This window comes from Phormidium sp. FACHB-592, from assembly GCF_014695795.1.
Lineage (GTDB): Bacteria > Cyanobacteriota > Cyanobacteriia > Leptolyngbyales > Leptolyngbyaceae > Stenomitos.
In genome coordinates this window covers 59,665-78,912 of the sequence record NZ_JACJOZ010000022.1, presented here as the reverse complement: position 1 = coordinate 78,912, position 19,248 = coordinate 59,665, and the positions used below count along the sequence as shown (strand labels likewise).

Genomic DNA, 19,248 nt, shown 5'->3' with positions numbered 1-19,248 from the left:
GCTTTGTCGGTCTATTCACCCTAAATGGAGAATATAGGCTGACTGCTGGCAGTCTAATATCCTTGATTTAGATAATTAGGTTCAAACCTCGCAGTCTGAAAGCCCGATCGCTGTAATGAGGCTTCATTGACCATCAGCTTGATCGCCCCCCTGCTCCAACTAAACCGAGAGATCGCACGTTGAAAATTCTTGCAACGTATACCCATTTCTTGATTTTCGATAAGCATTCATTGATTTCAGGTTCAGCTTTCTTGAATTTGCATAAGTTTTGCTTAATTCAAGTAAGCGTTTCTTGATTTGAGGTTTGTGTTTGTTGATTTCAGGTTCAGGTTTCTTGATTTCGGTAATAAAACAGCGATCGATCAGTTAATTTACGGATGCAGCAGAGCCTTAATGAGCCAAAAAGCTGTGAACTGTCATATTTAAAGTGCTTAGGGACTTAGCTACAGAGAGCTGGCAAGCTTGTTTGCTTTTCTGCTCAAGGGCAAGCAAATTGAACGGCAAGCTAATCTAGCGTGATAAAAGGTTCAAGCATCTTCTCTGCTTGGTTTTCAAGCCGATGACAACCGTTCGGCTGAGAAAATGTTCAACGGTAAGGGTGCAAGAAAAGCTACAACAGGGGAAGGACATTGCAATCCGTTCTCTCCTCTTGCTTAAGATATGACTGCTTCTCCTTTTGCTGCCGAACGGTTGCTTTTCACTCCGGCAACGCCTGCGGCTGATGCCGTGCCGACCATCTTTGCGTTTCCCAATGAGTACAGCGTTGGCATTACTAGCCTGGGCTATCAGGTTGTGTGGGCAACTCTAGCAGCACGGGCTGATGTGCAGGTGAGCCGCTTGTTTACTGATGTACAGGAGCCGTTGCCATCGGAGCCTGAGCTGCTGGGCTTTTCGCTGTCCTGGGAATTGGACTATGTAAATGTGCTCAATTTACTAGAAGCGCTAGAAATACCCATTCGGGCAACTGAACGATCGGACGTGCAGCCGCTAGTGTTTGGTGGTGGTCCTGTGCTGACAGCGAACCCAGAACCGTTTGCTGCTTTCTTTGACATCATTTTGCTGGGTGATGGAGAACTGTTGCTGGGCGAGTTTATCACTGCGTATCGATCAGTGCGTCATGCCGATCGCCAAACTCAACTCCGCCACTTAGCGCAAGTGCCAGGGATTTATGTGCCTAGCTTGTATGTAGCAACCTATCACAGCCCTGATGGTGCCTTAGCGTCGATCGCGCCCATTGATGCAGACATTCCAGCGCTGATTGAAAAGCAGACCTACCGGGGCAATACCCTTTCGGCATCGACTGTGGTCACCGAGAAAGCTGCCTGGGAAAACATCTACATGATCGAAGTGGTGCGAAGCTGCCCAGAGATGTGCCGCTTTTGCCTTGCCAGCTATTTGACGCTCCCGTTTCGGACGGCAAGTGTTGAGGAGTCGCTAATCCCAGCGATCGCGCAAGGATTGACTGTTACCGACCGCCTCGGCTTGCTCGGTGCCTCTGTCACCCAACATCCTGAATTTGAAACGCTGCTGGATTATCTCAACCGTCCCGACTACGATCACGTGCGGCTCAGCATTGCCTCGGTGCGGACAAATACCGTCACGCCCAAGCTGGCAGCAACGCTGACAAAGCACGACACTCGCTCGATTACGATCGCCGTGGAAAGTGGGAGCGATCGTCTGCGGCAAATTATCAACAAAAAGCTGACCAACGACGAGATTATCCAGGCAGCGATGAACGCCAAAGCAGGCGGACTCAGTAACCTCAAGCTGTACGGGATGGTGGGCGTACCGGGTGAGGAACCAGAAGACCTCGATGAAACGGTGGCAATGCTGCGAGACATTAAGAAAACCGTGCCAGGATTGCGTCTGACGTTTGGTTGTAGTACCTTCGTGCCCAAAGCGCACACACCGTTTCAATGGTTTGGTGTGAATACTCAGGCTGAAAAGCGGCTGCAATTCCTTCAAAAGCAGTTGCGCCCACAAGGTATTGAATTTCGTCCCGAAAGCTATAACTGGTCGGTCATTCAGACACTGCTTTCGAGGGGCGATCGTCGTCTGTCACAGTTGTTGGAATTGACCCGTCACTATGGCGATTCACTAGGCAGCTACCGTCGCGCCTTCAAGGAACTGCGGGGTAAACTCCCTAACCTGGATTACTACGTTTACACCAATTGGCAACTAGAGCAAACGCTTCCCTGGAGCCATTTGCAAGGTCCATTACCACAAGCCACGTTACTCAAACACCTAGCAAGCGCCAAGGAACATTTTAAGCGATCGGCTGAGGTGCTCCCCTTATTGCAGTAGGGTGGAGTTATCAGGCTAAAGGGAACGCTATGCAGAACACGGCAGAATACTACTGCGCTTACTGTGGCGAAGAAAACACTACGTTTGTAGATATCAGCGGTGGCAGTCAGCAGTCGTATGTGGAAGACTGCCAGGTTTGCTGCCGACCGAACATTCTCTATGTGCGGATTGACGAAGAGACGTTAGAGATTGAAATCGACAGTGAATACGAAGGTTGAGGGGATTTTTCTACAGTATGTTTGTCGCCCAAAGCGAAGAACCAGACCCAATCTGGCACATTCCTCTTGATCGCAGAGCTTCAACTTGAAGAAGCTCTAGGTTCAAGCGTAAAGGTGTCAAATTGAATCTGGTACGGTAGTGCTTGCTGAGAAGCAGGCTACGAACTAAAGAGACAAAAGGCTTTTTGTCCTTGAGGTTGTGCTGCACTCAGACAACCTTTTCTAAAGGTTACTCAGGTTTGCCAAGTCAGCCTTACCCTAGCGACTTGCCTGTTCTGCTGAGCAATTTACCAAATTTCTGGATGGGACCTTTGAGACCGCGATGAGCAGTTGAAGCCGCTTCGGTGGTTTGTTCCCCAATCTTGGTCATGACTTCGGCAATGTCAGACGCATTGGCAGTTTTGCGCTTGAGGGTTTGCTTCAGTTCTTTCAACCCATTGGCAATCTCTTGCAAGCTCTCGTTATCAGACTTGTGCAGTAAGCCGTACCAATGGTCGATCGCCCCAATAGCTGTATCGGTATCGACCTGAGTCAAATCACCTTCTAGGGTTTCGCTCAACGACTCGATTTGTTCAGCCGCTTCCTTGTCTTCGGCTTTGCCAAGTGCTTGCCCTGCTTTAGACAACTGCTTACCCAACTTCTGAAGCGAAGTCTTCATGCCCTTATCTGCTTCAGCCGCAATATCGCTGGTTTGGTCGCCGATGTGAGACAACACTTCGCCAATGTCATGCCCTGTCGCCTTACCACCTTTTAGAAGTTGCTTCAGTTCTTTCAATCCATTCGCAAGTTCCTTGACTGCTGGCTCTTTAGCTTTTTGCAGGGTGCCGTGCCACTCGTCAATCGCGCCGAGAGCAGCCTCAGTGTCGATCGAGGTCAGATCACCACCCAACGTTTCCAGTAAAGAGTCAAGTGCTTGCGTGTCGTTGTTAGAACCTTGATCAGGAGCAACAGCCTTGGAAGCGGCACCACTCTGTTGGTGCTTTTGTTCGGTTTCCTTAGAAGCACTTTGCTGGCTCTTAGAATCTTGCTTGCTCGTCATAATTTGTTGTGTGAGGAACGAATGTACAGGCATAGCCTAATGAAGCAAAAGGTATTGTTTCCTCTTTCAAAAGAGTCAACTGCGAGCGAGTTTCAGGCTGCATAAATGGCTCGATCGAAAGAGGCTTCATTTTGTTCTTTGACCTATCCACACGCGCCGGTGAACTGGAGATTGCGATCGTGATCCCCATGTTCAAGGCACGCTTGATGGTTTCAAGGGCTTTGATCGCGTCAAACTTCCCTTACGCTAGATTTATTGCGCCCGATGTCTGCCATGCTACAGATTTATGGTTTTCTAGCAGCCGTTAAGCTATCAGTACTGAAGTGCTAAAAGCTGAGACCTATGTCGAAAGAACCCCGCTTAGATGAACAGGTCATTTCGCAGGCTGCCCAAGCAGCTTTGTCTAGCCAGTTAGAAGAGGCAGAAGACTTAAACCTTGATGTCAGCACGGATGTCTTGAAAGCGGCTCAAGGTAAGGCAGATTCTGTCTCTATTAACGGGCGGGGCGTTGTGGTGCAGGATGTTCGGGTAGACAAGATGGCGGTACAGACCGATCGCCTTTCGTTTAATCCGCTTAGCATTCTGCTGGGGCAACTAAAGTTAGACCAACCACTTGATGCAACGGCTCAGATTGCCTTGACAGAAGCTGATTTGAACCGAGCAATGCAGGCAGAAGCTGTTACCCAACGCTTGCCTTCGTTAAAGCTTAATGTGGAAGGAGAACCCGTCACTGTAGAGCTTGGGCAACCTGTTGCAGTAACGTTACCGGCTGATGGCAAGATTGGACTGGATGGTACTGCGCTTCTGCATGAGCGGGAAACGACACGGCAGGTTGGGTTTGCAGTAATAATTCTGCCCCGTACTGATCAGCAGCCTGTACGCTTAGAATCATTTGTTTGTGAACCTGGGGAAGCTCTTTCAATCGAGTTCACGATCGCCCTTCTACAAACGTTTAAGGAACTGTTAGCGCAGCCTTACATCGAGATTGAAGGCATGGCAATTAAAGTCAAACGTATGGAAATTCAAGCAGGCAAACTATTGGTTGAAACTGAAGCTCATATTCCTCAAATGCCTTCGCTGTAGTCGCACAGTCAATAGCAAAAGGATGAACGCAGTTGAAACCCGGTTTCTTAGTAGTGCTTAATTTAGCCTTCCTAATTTAACTGTCAGGTTTTTCAAGCAACTGCTCTGTTGGATCGCACAAATATTGTGATAGCAACAACTCAAGCTGTGGAATGGCGATCGGTTTGCTGAGGTAAGCGTTTGCTCCGGCTGTGATGAATGTTTCGCGATCGCCTGCCATCGCCATCGCTGTCACCATAATTACTGGAATGTCTTGTAGCGTTGGTTGAGCGCGAAGTGCGGCAAGCAAATCTAGACCCGTACGATCGCTAGTGAGCTGTACGTCTAGCAAAATCAAGCGAGGCTGTAAGTGCTGCACCGTTTCTAAGAAACGATCGCTATTACGCAGATGCTCAACCTGGTGCCCTAGTGCGTGGAGATAATCTTGAAGCACGATGGCACTACAGGGATCATCTTCTACAACGAGAATGCGGTGCGCTGTCTTGGACGAGGTGTAAAGTGCCTGGGGCATAGATGACGCAGATGCCACAACCTGAGATGGGGCTGCTGTTTGAGCATCTGGCAGATAAAGGGTAAAGCGGCTACCTTCACCCTCGATCGACGTCACAGTAATATCGCCGCCATGCAGTCGGGCAAGATTGCGAGAAAGCGCTAACCCCAGCCCTGTACCGGCATACTGACGATTAAGCTGGCTATCAAGCTGCGAGAACGGCATGAACAGGTGTGGGATCTGGTCAGCAGCAATACCAATACCGGTGTCTGCGACTGTAAAGGCAACCCCCTGCGACTGTCTGGCAACGATGAGGGAGACGGTACCTGTTGGCGTGAACTTAATCGCATTCGAGAGCAAGTTGATGAGAATTTGCTTCAGGCGACGCTCATCGGCAAAACAGGTGTGAACGGCATGGTCAAACTGACTGATTAACTGCAAGCCGCGATCGTACGCCTGCTCGCGCATGAGGGTTAGACAATAAGTACAAAGCTCTAAAACATTGATTTCTATAGGATTGATGTTGTCTTGACCGGATTCAACTTTTGCCAGGTCTAAAATATCGTTGATTAGCAGGAGGAGGTGATCGCCACTGCTGTGAATGTGGCTGATATATTCAGCTTGCTTAGCGTTTAGCTCACCAAAGATTTGCTGCTCTAACAGTTGCGATAAGCCCAGAATAGCGTTGAGCGGAGTCCGTAGCTCATGGCTCATCGTTGCCAGAAACTCGCTCTTGGCACGGTTAGCAGCTTCTGAGAGGCGCTTTTCTTGCTCTAGTTCCTGCGTGCGTTGCTGGACGAGGTGTTCTAGCCGCTCATAGCTTTGGGCGTTAGAGATTGCGATCGCTGCCTGATCGGCAATGCGCTGGAGTAGCTGAATTTCTTCTTCTGTAAAGGTGCGATAGCAGGTTGTGGTATGGAGTGAGATAGCCCCAAAAAGCTGACCACTAATCAAGATGGGAGAGGAGAGTACGGAGCGTACCTGCGCTTCCTCAATTTGACGTTTACGGGCAGCGGTTAGCGCTACTCGATTGTAATCAGGTGCATGGAAGAAGCGACGTTGGTGGAAGTCAGAGCTTAAATTCAGTAGATCAGGAAAGTCTGTTAGCGGCACCTTAAAACTAAGCTCCGAAATCACCTGATCGTTTGTGCGCCATTCATGACTAACTTCCACTTCGCTCGTAATGGTTAGAATCATCACGCGATCGACATTGAAGCCTTCGCCAGTGAGATTGGCGATCTCTTGCAAGATATAGTCGGCATCAAGGCTAGAGTTAAGCGTCTGGCTGATCTGGTTGAGCAGCTTTTCGCGCTGTGCCTGCTGCTGCACCTGGGTAAACAGTTGCGCTTGCTGAATGGCAATGGCGACCTGGGTTGCCAGTTGCTCTAGTAAGGCAATTTCAAACGGCTGCCACTGGCGGGCTTGAGAGCATTGATGCACTGCCAAAATGCCCCAAAGCTGCTCACTTTGCAGGATCGGTACAACTAGCTTGGCTTTAATCGCCAACCGCTGCATGATTGTCAGGTAGTCAGCTGATACCCCTTGCTGGGAGAAATCGTTGACAACGTACGTTTTTCCTTGCTCATAAACTGCTGCCTGGTCGCGATACCAGACTTGATGAAGATTGCTGTCTGTACGGACATCCCATATCGGTGCAACCGAATCTGCTACCAACACGCCTTCGGTGGTTGCATCAAAGCGGTAGATAAGGACGCGATCGGTCTGCAAAAACTGGCGCACTTCCGCCACAGTCCGATAGAGGATCTCTTCCAGGTTGAGTGATTGTCGAATCCGAAGGGCGATCGTACTGAGCAGCCGCTCACGCTCTGTTTGTTGATAAAGCTGCCGTTCTGCGCGCTTTCGCTCGGTAATATTGCGCTCGATAGCCAGCACTTCATCCTTGCCACAAACCACCATCCGCGACTCTTGTTCGCGCCATTCACCATTGATTTCTATTGGGTACTCAAAGGTCTGTACCTCGCCTGTTGCCAGCGTTTCTGCAATGTATGCCAGTCGTTCCTGTGCGACTTCTTGTGGTAAATACTCCTGAAAATTTCTGCCAATGATTTGGTCAAGCGGCAGTGCCAATTCACTGGCTCGATCGGTTTTGCAGTCTAGATTGGTGCCATCCCGATGATGCCGAATCCAAAAGTCAGGGATCAGGTGTAGCAGGGCACTGTTTTTTGCTTCACTTTCCCCCAGTGCCTGCTCAGCGTTCTTTTGTTCGGTGACGTCTCGTCCTGTTCCCTGTATTTCGACCACCTTGCTTTGCGGATCACAAATGATCCGATCGATCCACTGATACCAACGCAATTCACCCTCCAATGTTATGAAGGGCTGAACGGCTGTGATCACTGGGCGCTCGTGGCTCAGTGCAGCAATTTTTGCTTGCAGCGATTCCCGAATACTTTCTGGCACCAGCGAGATGAGGTTTAGCCCAATCAGTTCAGCGTGAGTTTTGCCATGCCCCCGGCAGTAAGCTTCATTGACAAAGGTAATGGTGCCATCGGGCAAAAAGCGATTGATCATTTCTGTCTGGTCTTCAACGATCGCTCGATACCGTGCCTCGCTCTGCTGCAACGCCAGTTCTGCCTGTTTGCGTTCCGTAATGTCTTCGCTGGTGCCTTCGTAATACAGCAGCTCACCCTCTGCATTAAAGACTGCACGAGCGTTTTCGGAAATCCAGATGGTACTGCCGTCTTTGCGGTAGACCTGCGATTCAAACTCCTCTACGGTGCCGTTGGTTTGCATCAGGCGGATAAACTCGTCGCGTCGATTGCTCTCTACATAAAGCTGCTGTCGAATGTCACTTAAATGCGTGATGAGGTCAGCGGGCGAGTCGTAGCCATGTAGCTTTGCCAGGGCTGGATTGGCGCTGAGATACCGTCCGTCTAGCGTGGTCTGAAAAATACCTTCGATCGCATTCTCAAAGATGCTGCGATATTTTGCTTCGGCTTGCTGCAAAGCTGCCTCTGCCTGCCGCCGTTCAGCAATTTCGACTTGCAGGGCGGCATTTGCCAGTGCCAGTTCAGCAGTGCGTGCGGCTACGTCTGCTTCTAGCTGTTCGTGCGCGGTTTTGAGCGCTGCCTCTGTTTGTTTATGCTGGGTAAGGTCGCTACTTGTTTCCAGAATCGCCAGTGGACGACCGTTTTCATCGCGTTGTAGTACCCAATGGCTTGCTACAACGCTTGTGGTGCCGTTGCGATGGGTATGCATAATCTCGCCATCCCAACGTCCCTCTTGCAGCAACTGCGCCTTAATCTGCTTGAGCGATCGGGGAAATTGAGTTTGCAGGAGAGTGTGAACATTCTGTCCTAGCGCTTCGATGGTTGTCCAACCGTAGCGCTCACGTGCGCCTCGGTTCCAGAACGAAATCGCGCCATTCAGGCTAAACGTCATCATCGCGTCGTTGGTTAGATCCAACAACTGCATCTGTGCGTGTAGCGTTTCTGCCTGCATTTCTAGCAGTGCTTGTGCCTGTTTGCGTTCCGTAATGTCGATCGCGATCCCCACAAACCCGCTCGGCTGTCCGTCAGCACCATGCAGTAAAGCATTAATGACTTCTGCCCAAAACTGGCTCCCATCTTGGCGCTGCAACAGCAGCTCACCTCGCCACGGGATTGCCTTTGTTGTGCGCGTCAGCAGTTTACGGGCGACTTTTTGACCGTTTTTGCCAACGAGCAAGGTGTAAATGTTTTGCCCGCTAACCGTAGCGGCTTGCCACTGGAACAGTACTTCAGCATACCGATTCCAGTAAATAATGTGCCCCTTGCGATCGGTTGCAATCACCGCATGGCAAACCTGATCAAGCAGCGATGCCTGAAACAGAACTTGTTGTGAATGCTCATGGTTTTGGCGCTGTGATGATTCCAGTCGCGTTTCGAGTTGCTGCTGGTAGGTTTCGAGGTCGCAAAGAGACTGTTGCAACGCTTCAAATGTGGCATCATCTCGACAGTATTTACGCAGACTCTTAAAGCGTTCTGCTTTCATACACGGTATTGCAATATGTTCATCTAACGTAGCAAAATACTTAGACTCTTTTGTAACATTAATTAGCTTCTGCCATCGAGCCAGAGCTTGATGCAAAAGCGCTTTAGGATCTCCTAGCGACCCCGCCGATCTTTGGTAATGGACAGAAGATAAACAGGCTGTAGAAATAGAGTGCCCTCTGCTCTAACGTTTGCTTCATGTAGACACACCGTTCGCCTTGAAAATTGTTTGTTAGGAAAAAAGTACTTTTTAACGCTCGACCAAAGACGTTGCCGTTGCCTTATTCTTCTGTGCTAAACGTAGGAACATTGCGGTTCCGTCGCGTTGAATCTTTGTTGCTATAGTGCTCTCATCTACAACACATCTGCAACAACGGTTGTCCAGAATGCCTCAAGTCTCACTGTCTACGCTGGTTGCTCAGGTTCGCTCTGGCGAGTCACTGGTCAGTTTCCCGACGGATACTGTGCCTGCACTTGGCGTCCGCCCCGATCGCGCCGATCTGGTGTTTGCTGCTAAGCAGCGCAACCTCGATAAGCCATTGATTCTGATGGCAGCTACGATCGCTGAACTGTGGTTGTATGTCACTGGTAGTCCTGCGGAACGTCAGCACTGGCAGCAAATTGCCGAGCAGTACTTGCCAGGAGCCTTAACGCTGGTGTTGCCCGCTAGCGATCGCGTTCCGCCAACCATGAACCCAACGCAACCAACGACAATCGGCGTGAGAGTGCCTCATCATCCTGTTGCGATCGCCATTCTTGCTCAAACGGGTGCCCTTGCCACTACTAGCGCTAATCGCTCTGGTCAACCCGCTTTGCAAACAATGGCTGAAATTGCTGTTGCCTTTCCGCGGGTATTCACCCTCCTGCCCTCAGAAGAGGAGGCTTTAGTGCCAACCGATCGCGCTCCCCAGCCCTCTGGTGTAGCTTCAACGGTCATCCGCTGGACGGGCAAAGATTGGGAAATTTTGCGACAGGGCGCAGTGCGATTGGAGCGTGAGGGCTAAGGACTGAAGGCTAAAGGCTAAAGGCGATTCAAAACTCAAAACTCCTCTCACCCTGTCACCTGTGCGTTTCCCCTCACTTTTTACCTAAATTGAGGCACTCTAAAGTACGGGAGTGTGCTTTGCTGAGACGATACTCTGCATTCACTTTCACTGTAAAGTCATGGACTGGACGGCTCTGATATGGCTGGGATTGGGTTTAGGGATGGGTTTAAGTATCCGTTGGCGATCGCCGCGATTGTCAGTAGTTGAATCGACTGCGCTTCCTGACTGCCCAATGGAGCCAGACCAGCCAGAGTTGCAATCGCTGCAAGTGGCTTATCAGCTAGCGACCGAAATAAGTCAGTTTAAGGGTGGCTTTCTGGCGCGTATCTCCCACGAGTTGCGATCGCCGCTCAATGGACTGATTGGCATGCAGCAACTTATTCTGGAAGACTTGTGCGATAACCCTGAAGAGGAGCGGGCATTTATCGCACAGGCAAATCAGTCAGCGCTGAAAATGATCAAAGTTTTAGATACCGTGCTGGATGTGGCAAGGCTGGAGCATGGCAGGCTGAACATGGAAATACAGCCGCTCCAGCTAGCAGAACTGCTGCAAACAATACACGACCTAACGTATCTTCAGGCAGTCGATCGCAGTCTCCAACTCCAGGTGATACTGCCTGAGGCGGATCTGTACGTTCTTGCCGATCCCCATCGCTTGCAGCGGGTGTTGCTGCATCTGGTTGATGGGACGCTCGCCCAAATGCAAGAAGGCAGCGTTCAGATCTCTGTTTCTGTAGCGCCAGATTCTATATCATCCGATTCTATGTCGTCAGAAATGGGATACGCCCACATTTGGATTGATAGCGATCCGCCACCTGCGCTTAGTGAACCCATTGATCTACTACAAACTCCTGCTGACACCACAACGCCTGTCCCTTCACCAGGGCTAAATTTGCTCACTAGCCAAATGCTAGTTTCGCTGATGCAGGGAACGCTGACAGTGTTAGCGTTGCCTACAGGTGCTGAAACGCCTGCTCACGAGGTAGCACCTCAACGCCTGCGGATGCAGTGTTCGCTCCCTCTGGTAGAGGCTGATGAAGAGTGAAGAGGTGGGGGCAGAAGGCAGGAGGCAGAAGGCAGGAGGCAGAACTAATAAGCAAAACTTCCTCTGCTTCCTCTGCTCCCCCAGCCTCCCTACTCCTCACTCCCTCTACATTTTCCGATAAACGGTTTCAGCAACGCGCTTAAGACGACGTAGCTGTGCTTGCATATCGTCACGAGTCCAGGTGGCGGCGAAGGTATTGAACCCGAAGCGGATGAGTGGATTGGGGATCGCAAATTCAAAGCGGTTGAGGAGGCGAGTGCCTTGCAGTTCAGGGTTACATTCCCAGCGATCGCGCCCTTTAAAGAAGCCGTTGAACTCCCACACAATCAAGCCGGGTTCGCGTTGCACGACCACGCTGTTAAGTGCAGGCTGCACAACGGGGACTTGAATCACAAAGCGACTACGCCCACCCAGTTCTGTCGACCATTCATCGATCGGTTCGCAGCGCAAAGCAGGATTAAGCCACTGATGCATTAAAGTGCGATCGGTCAGGCATCGTTCTACGGTGGTGGCGCTGGCATCAATTTGAATGGAATGTTCAAAGACCTGCGGCTCAGGCATATTTTTTCTCTTCGAGGCTTTCATACTCATCAAGCTTATTCATCAAGACAGATGAAATAAACAGGCATATCGTGAAAGACTGCCTCTAACTTAAGTGATAGTTCTAGCTTCACTGCGTTATTTGTTACCACTGGATCTTTGATTGCTTTCAGTTTGATTAGCCCTTGCGCTACAACTGCGATCGCAAATTAGCCTTCAGATGTTAACGATTATGGGGTATACATCTAGTCAGTTACCTTAACCCAAAGGTTATCTTTGTACGTTTTCTGCCGAATTTGAGAGTGATGTAGGCAACCATGAACGAAATTTTGCAGCAACTTGGGTATGTATCCGGGATACAGACGCTAATATTTTCAGGTGCTTTAGTGGCGCAGACCCCGTCGGCTGCACCCGTAGAAACAAATCCTGTTACCCCCTTCTTAGCGGGACTTGGGCTGGGGTCGTTAGGCCCCACCTTGCTAAATCTGCTTGGGGCGATTCTTATTCTTGTCGTCGGTTTGCTCGTTGCTTTGATTCTAAGCAAGGTAGTCGGTGGTCTGCTCAAGAAAACCGATATAGACAACCGGATTGCGGCTTCAATCATGGGGCAGCGCCCTGGCAGTGAACCGTTTCCCATTGAGAAAGTGCTTGCCAGCGTTGTTTTTTGGATCGTTGCGGTTGTAGCAGCCGTCGCCTTTTTAGATGCGCTGAATCTAACAACGGTTTCTCAACCGCTGAATAACTTCCTGAATCAGATTTTTTCCTATCTACCAAAGCTTGGTTCGGCTGCCATTTTGGTGGCGATCGCCTGGTTACTGGCAACGCTAGCAAAAACGCTGGTGACTCGGGTCGCACAGGGCTTTGGGTTGGACGAGCGGCTTTCGCAAACAGCTCCGCCACCGCCGCCTGCAACGCCAGCGCCAACATATGGAGCGCCAAACTACGGAGAGCCAGCGTACGGCACGACAGCTCCTGCGCCTACAGAAACGCAGTTCTCGCTGAGTGAAACGCTGGGCACTGCCCTTTATTGGCTCATTTTTCTCTTCTTTCTACCGCTAATTTTAGGCGTATTGGATTTGCAAGGTCCACTTCAGCCTGTCCAAAACTTGCTGAATGAGATCTTGGCAGCGCTGCCAAAAATCTTGAAAGCAGTGCTGATTGGTGTGGTCGGCTGGGTCATTGCCCGTATTGTGCGCGGTATTGTCACAAACCTGCTGACGGCAGCAGGAGCCGATCGCCTGGGTGCACGCTTTGGCTTGAGCCGTAGCAGTGGCGGGCAATCGCTTTCCTGGATTATCGGCACGATCGTCTATGTGCTGATTCTCATTCCAACGGCGACAGCAGCACTGGATGCGCTCCAGATTCCCTCGATTTCTGGTCCAGCGACAGCCATGCTGAACCAAATTCTCAATGCGCTGCCTCAGATCTTTACGGCGGTGCTGATTCTGGTTGCAGCCTACGTGATTGGCAAGTTTGTAGCGGAGCTAGTCACAAACATTTTGACCGGCATTGGGTTTAACAACGTTTTTAACTGGTTAGGTCTTCAATCAACGCCTTCTACTCCTGGCTTCCGGTCTTCGGCACCTAGCCCCTCGCTGGGAGACCCGACAACGCTCCAAGATCCAACGTCCCCACGCCTACCCACGACCACGCGCACACCGTCAGAAATTGTCGGTGTTGTTGTGTTAGTTGGCATTGTGCTGTTTGCAGCGGTGGCAGCGATCGACGTATTGAATTTCCCCGGCTTGAAAACCATCGTGGTGGGACTACTCGCCGTGTTTGGTCAAATTCTTGCAGGGCTGATTGTCTTTGCGATCGGGCTTTATCTGGCAAACCTCGCGTTCAGCATCATCAGTAGCTCCAATACACCCCAGTCAAAAATTCTGGGGCAAACGGCACGGGTGGCGATCATTGCGCTGGTTTCGGCAATGGCGCTTCAGCAGATGGGCATTGCACCCAACATTGTCAATCTTGCGTTTGGGTTGCTTTTGGGAGCGGTGGCAGTAGCGATCGCGATCGCCTTCGGTTTAGGTGGTCGTGATGCGGCTGGTGAACAAGTGCGAGAGTGGCTCGCCTCGTTTAAGCAAAACCGTTAACGTTGCGCGATCGCACGCTCTAGATCCCCAACTTCTTAAAGAAGTTGGGGATCTAATATTTATGCTCCCCGAATTTCATCAAGCCTTGTTTTTACCGCCTGAATGTCTTGCCACATCAACCATTTTGGTTGCCCTCTTTCGCGCGATTGGTTACGCAACAGGTACGCTGGGTGAAAAATCGGCATATACAGGCGATCGTCCTGTTCAATCCATTGCCCTCGCACCTTAGTAATACCTTGCTTGATGCCCAGCAGCCCCTTCAACGCTGTAGCACCGGTTAGCAAAATAATCTTTGGATTGACAAGGCGGATCTGTTCCATTAAGTAGCCTTTGCACGCTTCCGCTTCATCCGTTGTCGGCGTACGATTTTCTGGTGGACGGCACTTCACCACATTGCAAATAAATACATCCTGTTCAGCACTAAGGTTGACCGATGCCAGAATCTTGTCAAGCAACTGCCCTGATTTGCCAACAAACGGCTTGCCCTGCTCGTCCTCGTTTTGCCCTGGTCCTTCACCCACAATCATAATGGGAGCCTGCATACTGCCTCGCGACACAACGGCATTGGTGCGGCTCTGTCCTAACGCACAACGAAAGCAGCGATTGCAATGCGCCTGCATCTGCTCCATCGTCTCATAGGTGCCAGCAGGAATGGGTACTCTGGCAGCCGTAGGAATTTGCTCTGGGTCAAAGTCTGGGGGCGGCGGAGCACTGCTACTGGTAGGAAGGTTAAACAGGCTGATCTGGTCTTCAGTTGCCATGAATCTGCAAAAAAAAAGCGTAGAGCGGTGGGTAGATGCTCGTTAGGAGTCTGATTCCCCTTGACAGGGGTCGTTTTCCTGAGTCCTCTAAATTCTAGGGTAATCGCTTAGGGTTCGACCAGGCTGAGGAGAATTTGGGATCAGGAGAGAAGAAGGGTAAAGAGGTGAAGGGGTGGAAAGGTAAAGAGAAGAAGGGTGAAGGTAGACAATTAAATGAGTGGGGTTGTAACTGAGAGCAATCAATAACCTCGATGGCGGTGAGAACCCTTTGTTCCTTCACTTCTTCACCCCTTGTCTCAATAGCAGTAAGAACCCTTTGTTCTTTAAGGGGTATTGCATTCGCCTGAGTCTTGCTAGGTGCCTTGCAGATATGCAGCGGCTTCTGCCATCGTCACTTGAGGAAAGGCTTTGTAGAAGCGGCTGACGCTGTAAAAGGGATGTGGCGTTGCCAGGATAATGACACGATCACCGTAAGTATGTAAGAACGGCATGAGTTCAGCAGGTGCTACAGGCGCACAGATCCAAAGTTGGGCAGGCTGTTGTGCTCGCACGGCTTCGATCGCGGCTGCCATTGTCATACCTGTCGCAATGCCATCGTCTACTAAAAGAGCGATCGCGCCGTGTGCGCTGAATTGAGGGCTGTTGGGCGAAAGTTCCTCTAGCTGCGCTTGAGCATGGGCATGAGCCTCTTGTAACGCCACGTCGTCCTGGTGTGCTGACGTTAGCGCTCCGATCGTGTCTTGTTGATTCTTTAGCGTGTTGCTGTGATTGGATACGGCTGCATTGCTATGGCGTTGGCTATCCCAAACAACGTAGCCATCGGCTGTTACAGCGCCGATCGCTAGTTCGGGATTATCAGGACGGGTAATTTTTTTCGCCACAATTACATCTAGCGGGCAACCCAACCGTTGCGCGATCGGTTGCGCGATCGGCAGCCCCCCCTTCGGCAGTGCATAAACGACAAACTTTGCTGTCAGTTCAAGCTGTGTTACTTGCTGTAAAACAGCCTGCGCCAGTTTTTCGCCTGCTTCATGGCGATCAGCAAAGCGCAGAGTCGAGCTAGCGTTTTGAAATGGTAGAAGTGACATCACACCCCCTTTAATCCATTGCAGAATCTACTTTTATGATGACTGATTTTCCTTAGTCGGCTATGTCAACACTATTTTTGTTCAAACGCTGGCGCAGTGTTTTTGCACCCAGTTCCCTTTAACACGGGTTGAAGCGGAGGACGCTTCTGCCAATCGTCATTAGTAAAATGGTAGTAGTCCAGTCTCCGGAATCGCCTCTAGGCACAGCGTATTTGCTTACTATCACAAACATGGCGAGTTCTCCTAACCGCGACACATAAAGCCAATAGTCTGTGTTTCCTGTTTCTTTGGCACCTCTACTCCTATGTGGCAACAACCTCAAGCGCGTCGCTGGCTTCCCTCTCTGACATTGGTGTTTTTAGCTGCGTGTTCGCAGGCTCCGCCTCCCATGCAGTTGTCCGAAGTGCCCAGCCCGATCGCGACCCCATCTGAAAGCTTCCCTACGCCGTCACCGCTACCGTCTGCTACTTCTCCAGTTCGCTCACTGCCTGAAACAGAACCTGTGGGTCAAGCGCCTGGGATCGACCCTGCGCCTGTTAGCGAACCAGTCAACGAGCTAGCCGTTAAACCGCAAGTGCCGATCGCGACTCAGCCAGCAGCCAAGCCTCGGCTAGCAGTCGTACCCACTTTTCAGGCAACCCCTCGCATGGCGGGTTTTTCGACGGATGGCAACTATTTCATCTATCTAGAAAGCTCACGGGATACGGGTGCTGGCATCCCCAAAGCCGCGCTACAGCTTGTGAATGTTGCCTCTAACCGCTGTGTGGAAAATGGCTGCATCGAAACACGTTATGGCGAAGAAGAGGCAGCAACAGAGATTGCCGAAGCCGAAACCGCGTTGTTGAAGCAAACCTGGAAAGTACGGCAAGACTTAAACCTTACGCCACCCGTCGCAGGGGTGGATTTGCCGATTCTGTCACGCGCACGTGCCGCTGATGGCACCGAAACTGTGACAGTGAAACCCACTGATACTAGCCCACGGCTACAACTGCGGCTGCGCCAAACCAGTGCCCAGGATAAAGCCGCGATGCAGCTTGAGGTAAGCTACGACGGACAGCAGCGATCGCTCGATTCCCTTAGCAATTTCCGCACCAATATCATGGACTATGCCATTCGTAAGGTGACACTCTCACCCGATGGTAAACGAGTGGCTGTGCTCATTACCACAACAAAACCGACCTTTGAAGGCACCCTGGGATCAACTCTCATCCAGGGTTTTGCGCTCTAGCAGTAAGAGGTGGGGAGGAAAGGATAAGGGCTAAAGGATGAAATCTAAAAAATTAGCCTTTAGCCTTATCTCTTCTGCATCAATCAGACCTTGATTGATCCTGCTTCACAGTTGCGTAGCCACGATCGAATTGCGTCTGCCGTAACACTCTGGCTGCTTTCGCGGGGAGGCGTGACGGGTTGGCGATCGACAGGATAACCGCCAATTTGGGAGAACAACAGTGCTAGCCGCCAGCCGCCAGTAGTGCGGGCTAAAAACAGCCAGTGAAACTGCTGAAACTCTGCGACACCCTTGCCTACATACTGCCGCTCCAGCACAGTGAAGAAAATTTGATGCAGGTTGTCATCAGGCAGGCTCTGGTCTTCGCTGGCATTGGTCGGTAACGGCGTAAAATCTGGCTGGCTGGCAATGATTGCATAGATTGGCGCGGTTTTTCGTGGCACTAACCGAACCGTGGAGCGGTTAATGTAGCCGGGTAAATCCCGCAGCATTGCAGTTGTTAGTGGTTCCAGCGTGGCGGGACAGGTAAATTTCTGGGCGATGTAGGGAGTAGGGAGTGGGGAGTGGAGAGTGGGGAGTGGGGTGCGATCGCCCATGATTGCTCCTGCTGGTGCTGCCAAAAGTGCAGCGCTGCCAAGCCCGATTGCGATCGTCCCGAACGTTCGATTCTGCTTCACTACTGTTACCCGATCGACAGCCACCTACACCTTACACTCCATTACCTTGAGGCTCTATCCCTTCTCTACTAGCGTTGCCAGTTCCTCACAGATGCGCTCGAACGCTGCCACGGGATCTGCTGCTGCTGTAATGGGTCGACCAATCACCAGATAATCTGCACCAGCTTTTAAGGCTGCGGCTGGTGTAACGGTGCGCCGCTGATCTTTTGCCTCTGCCCATGTAGGTCGCACACCAGGGCAGATCAGCAGAAAATCATTGCCGCAGATCTGTCGTAGTGACGCAGCTTCTTGTGGTGAGCAGACGGCTCCTGCCAACCCATTCTCCTGTGCTAGGAGTGCCATGTGCAGCACATACTCTGGTAGTTCCAGAGGAACCTTAAGGTCAAAGGCGAGCGATCGCGCTGTCAAACTGGTCAGCAGCGTAATTGCCAACAGCTTCGGGGGATCGATCCCTGTCTCTGCTGCGCCTGCCTCTGCTGCCATCTGAGCGGCTTGCAATGCCTCCTTGCCATTGGTCGCGTGTAGCGTTACCAAATCGACCCCATGACGCGCTGCTGCACGGCAGGCACCTGCCACGGTGTTAGGAATATCGTGAAACTTTAGATCGAGAAAGATCCGTTTCTGCCGCGCTTTCAGTGCCGTTAAAATATTGGGTCCGCTGCTGACAAAGAGTTCTAAGCCAACTTTCCAAAAGGTAACTTGCGGTAACTGTTCAACCAGCGCGATCGCCTCACGCTCACTCGACACATCCAGCGGTACAATCACGCGCTCTGCAACAGACACAGTGGCTCAACTCACTCAACGAGTCCAGTTTACAGCTAGCGGTCAGCGATCAGCAGTCAGAGATCAACGGTTAGAGACGCAAGAGAAACACTGATTACTGTTCTAAGGTACGTCGTTGCTTAAAGAACTCTACGAAGCGGCTCATCTTTCTCACCGTTGCTGAGAGGAGCATTTACTTTTCTTCATATAATGGAAGAGGGAACTGTTATTCTCACAAAACTGCTTCGTTGAGACTTGCTCTATGACCTCCCATATTGACCAGGACACCTTGAAAGATACTCCGCCTTTAGATGCTGCACCGTCCTGGCAAATCAAGCTGCTCTACGATGGCGAGTGTCCGCTATGCCTGCGAGAAGTTAACTTTCTACAGAAGCGAGATGCCGGTCGTGGGTTAGTTGCCTTTGTGGATATTGCTGACGATCGCTATAATCCAGCCGCGCATGGCGGCGTTGACTTTGAAACTGCTATGGGACGCATCCATGCCGTCTTGCCCGATGGCGCAGTGATTCAGAATGTCGAAGTGTTTCGCCGCGTCTATGAGGTGCTGGGCATGGGTTGGGTCTATGCCGCAACTAAACTGCCGGTGATTGGGGCGATCGTCGATTTTGCATATGGTGTTTGGGCGGATTGGCGGTTGCCGTTGACCGGACGCGCTAATCTGGCGACTGTTGTAGCTGCACGTCAGCAGCGTCTTGCATGTAACTTGCCCGATCGTTGCCGCCTCTAAACCCAATTTGCTTCAAAAAGATTCCTGGTTGCTCCGAAAATACTGGGGATCGATCACAGATTTGGCACAGATAAGTGTACTGTGACTTGTGAAGCAGCACTGTCTACCGATCCAGCGACTAAAATCTTCACCCG

General features: G+C 51.0%; 16 protein-coding genes. 9 read left to right on the top strand and 7 right to left on the bottom strand.

Annotation, left to right across the window (positions count from 1 at the left end; all coding sequences use genetic code 11):
• Positions 1-660: 660 nt before the first annotated feature.
• Together H6F86_RS04460 and H6F86_RS04455 are read left to right on the top strand one after the other, a co-directional pair.
• On the top strand, positions 661-2,304 hold the full coding sequence (locus H6F86_RS04460) for a radical SAM protein (protein ID WP_190446903.1): 1,644 nt from the start codon (positions 661-663) through the stop codon (positions 2,302-2,304).
• Between the two features lie 29 nt (positions 2,305-2,333).
• Positions 2,334-2,522 (top strand): CPXCG motif-containing cysteine-rich protein, encoded by a 189-nt coding sequence (locus H6F86_RS04455; RefSeq protein WP_190446902.1) that lies wholly within the window; start codon positions 2,334-2,336, stop codon positions 2,520-2,522.
• 253 nt (positions 2,523-2,775) lie between these two features.
• Here the strand turns inward: H6F86_RS04455 and H6F86_RS04450 are convergent, their stop codons facing one another.
• Positions 2,776-3,561, bottom strand: a complete 786-nt coding sequence (locus H6F86_RS04450; RefSeq protein ID WP_190446901.1) for a hypothetical protein — start codon at positions 3,559-3,561, stop codon at positions 2,776-2,778.
• Positions 3,562-3,692: 131 nt separating this feature from the next.
• Between H6F86_RS04450 and H6F86_RS04445 the strand changes: the two genes are divergently transcribed.
• Together H6F86_RS04445 and H6F86_RS04440 are read left to right on the top strand one after the other, a co-directional pair.
• Positions 3,693-3,869, top strand: a complete 177-nt coding sequence (locus tag H6F86_RS04445) for a hypothetical protein (protein WP_190446900.1) — start codon at positions 3,693-3,695, stop codon at positions 3,867-3,869.
• A 34-nt stretch (positions 3,870-3,903) separates the two neighbouring features.
• On the top strand, positions 3,904-4,644 hold the full coding sequence (locus H6F86_RS04440; RefSeq protein ID WP_190446899.1) for a DUF2993 domain-containing protein: 741 nt from the start codon (positions 3,904-3,906) through the stop codon (positions 4,642-4,644).
• Between the two features lie 76 nt (positions 4,645-4,720).
• Here H6F86_RS04440 and H6F86_RS04435 read toward each other — a convergent pair whose 3' ends face one another.
• Complete coding sequence (locus H6F86_RS04435; RefSeq protein WP_190446898.1) at positions 4,721-9,124, bottom strand: PAS domain S-box protein; 4,404 nt, start codon at positions 9,122-9,124, stop codon at positions 4,721-4,723.
• A gap of 385 nt (positions 9,125-9,509) precedes the next feature.
• On the opposite strand from H6F86_RS04435, the gene H6F86_RS04430 reads away from it, so the two are divergent.
• On the top strand, positions 9,510-10,127 hold the full coding sequence (locus H6F86_RS04430) for an L-threonylcarbamoyladenylate synthase (RefSeq protein ID WP_190446897.1): 618 nt from the start codon (positions 9,510-9,512) through the stop codon (positions 10,125-10,127).
• Between the two features lie 160 nt (positions 10,128-10,287).
• Positions 10,288-11,214, top strand: coding sequence for a HAMP domain-containing sensor histidine kinase (locus tag H6F86_RS04425; RefSeq protein ID WP_190446896.1), 927 nt, complete (start codon positions 10,288-10,290; stop codon positions 11,212-11,214).
• A gap of 105 nt (positions 11,215-11,319) precedes the next feature.
• On the opposite strand, the gene H6F86_RS04420 is transcribed toward H6F86_RS04425, so the two are convergent.
• On the bottom strand, positions 11,320-11,775 hold the full coding sequence (locus H6F86_RS04420; RefSeq protein ID WP_190446895.1) for an SRPBCC family protein: 456 nt from the start codon (positions 11,773-11,775) through the stop codon (positions 11,320-11,322).
• Between the two features lie 296 nt (positions 11,776-12,071).
• On the opposite strand from H6F86_RS04420, the gene H6F86_RS04415 reads away from it, so the two are divergent.
• On the top strand, positions 12,072-13,850 hold the full coding sequence (locus H6F86_RS04415) for a mechanosensitive ion channel (protein ID WP_190446894.1): 1,779 nt from the start codon (positions 12,072-12,074) through the stop codon (positions 13,848-13,850).
• A gap of 59 nt (positions 13,851-13,909) precedes the next feature.
• Here H6F86_RS04415 and H6F86_RS04410 read toward each other — a convergent pair whose 3' ends face one another.
• Both H6F86_RS04410 and H6F86_RS04405 read right to left on the bottom strand, forming a co-directional pair.
• Positions 13,910-14,611 (bottom strand): uracil-DNA glycosylase, encoded by a 702-nt coding sequence (locus tag H6F86_RS04410; RefSeq protein WP_190446893.1) that lies wholly within the window; start codon positions 14,609-14,611, stop codon positions 13,910-13,912.
• A gap of 353 nt (positions 14,612-14,964) precedes the next feature.
• Positions 14,965-15,699 (bottom strand): phosphoribosyltransferase domain-containing protein, encoded by a 735-nt coding sequence (locus tag H6F86_RS04405; protein ID WP_190446892.1) that lies wholly within the window; start codon positions 15,697-15,699, stop codon positions 14,965-14,967.
• 304 nt (positions 15,700-16,003) lie between these two features.
• Here H6F86_RS04405 and H6F86_RS04400 point away from each other — a divergent pair, with 304 nt between their 5' ends.
• On the top strand, positions 16,004-16,927 hold the full coding sequence (locus tag H6F86_RS04400) for a DUF2259 domain-containing protein (protein ID WP_190446891.1): 924 nt from the start codon (positions 16,004-16,006) through the stop codon (positions 16,925-16,927).
• Positions 16,928-17,010: 83 nt separating this feature from the next.
• Here H6F86_RS04400 and H6F86_RS04395 read toward each other — a convergent pair whose 3' ends face one another.
• Both H6F86_RS04395 and pyrF read right to left on the bottom strand, forming a co-directional pair.
• Positions 17,011-17,628, bottom strand: a complete 618-nt coding sequence (locus H6F86_RS04395) for a hypothetical protein (RefSeq protein ID WP_190446890.1) — start codon at positions 17,626-17,628, stop codon at positions 17,011-17,013.
• A gap of 30 nt (positions 17,629-17,658) precedes the next feature.
• Positions 17,659-18,387, bottom strand: a complete 729-nt coding sequence (gene pyrF / locus H6F86_RS04390) for an orotidine-5'-phosphate decarboxylase (RefSeq protein ID WP_190446889.1) — start codon at positions 18,385-18,387, stop codon at positions 17,659-17,661.
• Positions 18,388-18,628: 241 nt separating this feature from the next.
• Between pyrF and H6F86_RS04385 the strand changes: the two genes are divergently transcribed.
• Positions 18,629-19,114 (top strand): DUF393 domain-containing protein, encoded by a 486-nt coding sequence (locus H6F86_RS04385; protein WP_190446888.1) that lies wholly within the window; start codon positions 18,629-18,631, stop codon positions 19,112-19,114.
• The last annotated feature ends 134 nt before the right edge of the window (positions 19,115-19,248 follow it).

Excerpts from the sequence above, each read along its gene's own strand:
- H6F86_RS04460 (WP_190446903.1), top strand. The coding sequence starts at position 661 with ATGACTGCTTCTCCTTTTGCTGCCGAACGGTTGCTTTTCACTCCGGCA.
- H6F86_RS04455 (WP_190446902.1), top strand. The coding sequence starts at position 2,334 with ATGCAGAACACGGCAGAATACTACTGCGCTTACTGTGGCGAAGAAAAC.
- H6F86_RS04450 (WP_190446901.1), bottom strand. The coding sequence starts at position 3,561 with ATGACGAGCAAGCAAGATTCTAAGAGCCAGCAAAGTGCTTCTAAGGAA.
- H6F86_RS04440 (WP_190446899.1), top strand. The coding sequence starts at position 3,904 with ATGTCGAAAGAACCCCGCTTAGATGAACAGGTCATTTCGCAGGCTGCC.
- H6F86_RS04435 (WP_190446898.1), bottom strand. The coding sequence starts at position 9,124 with ATGAAAGCAGAACGCTTTAAGAGTCTGCGTAAATACTGTCGAGATGAT.
- H6F86_RS04430 (WP_190446897.1), top strand. The coding sequence starts at position 9,510 with ATGCCTCAAGTCTCACTGTCTACGCTGGTTGCTCAGGTTCGCTCTGGC.
- H6F86_RS04425 (WP_190446896.1), top strand. The coding sequence starts at position 10,288 with ATGGACTGGACGGCTCTGATATGGCTGGGATTGGGTTTAGGGATGGGT.
- H6F86_RS04420 (WP_190446895.1), bottom strand. The coding sequence starts at position 11,775 with ATGCCTGAGCCGCAGGTCTTTGAACATTCCATTCAAATTGATGCCAGC.
- H6F86_RS04415 (WP_190446894.1), top strand. The coding sequence starts at position 12,072 with ATGAACGAAATTTTGCAGCAACTTGGGTATGTATCCGGGATACAGACG.
- H6F86_RS04410 (WP_190446893.1), bottom strand. The coding sequence starts at position 14,611 with ATGGCAACTGAAGACCAGATCAGCCTGTTTAACCTTCCTACCAGTAGC.
- H6F86_RS04405 (WP_190446892.1), bottom strand. The coding sequence starts at position 15,699 with ATGTCACTTCTACCATTTCAAAACGCTAGCTCGACTCTGCGCTTTGCT.
- H6F86_RS04400 (WP_190446891.1), top strand. The coding sequence starts at position 16,004 with ATGTGGCAACAACCTCAAGCGCGTCGCTGGCTTCCCTCTCTGACATTG.
- H6F86_RS04385 (WP_190446888.1), top strand. The coding sequence starts at position 18,629 with ATGACCTCCCATATTGACCAGGACACCTTGAAAGATACTCCGCCTTTA.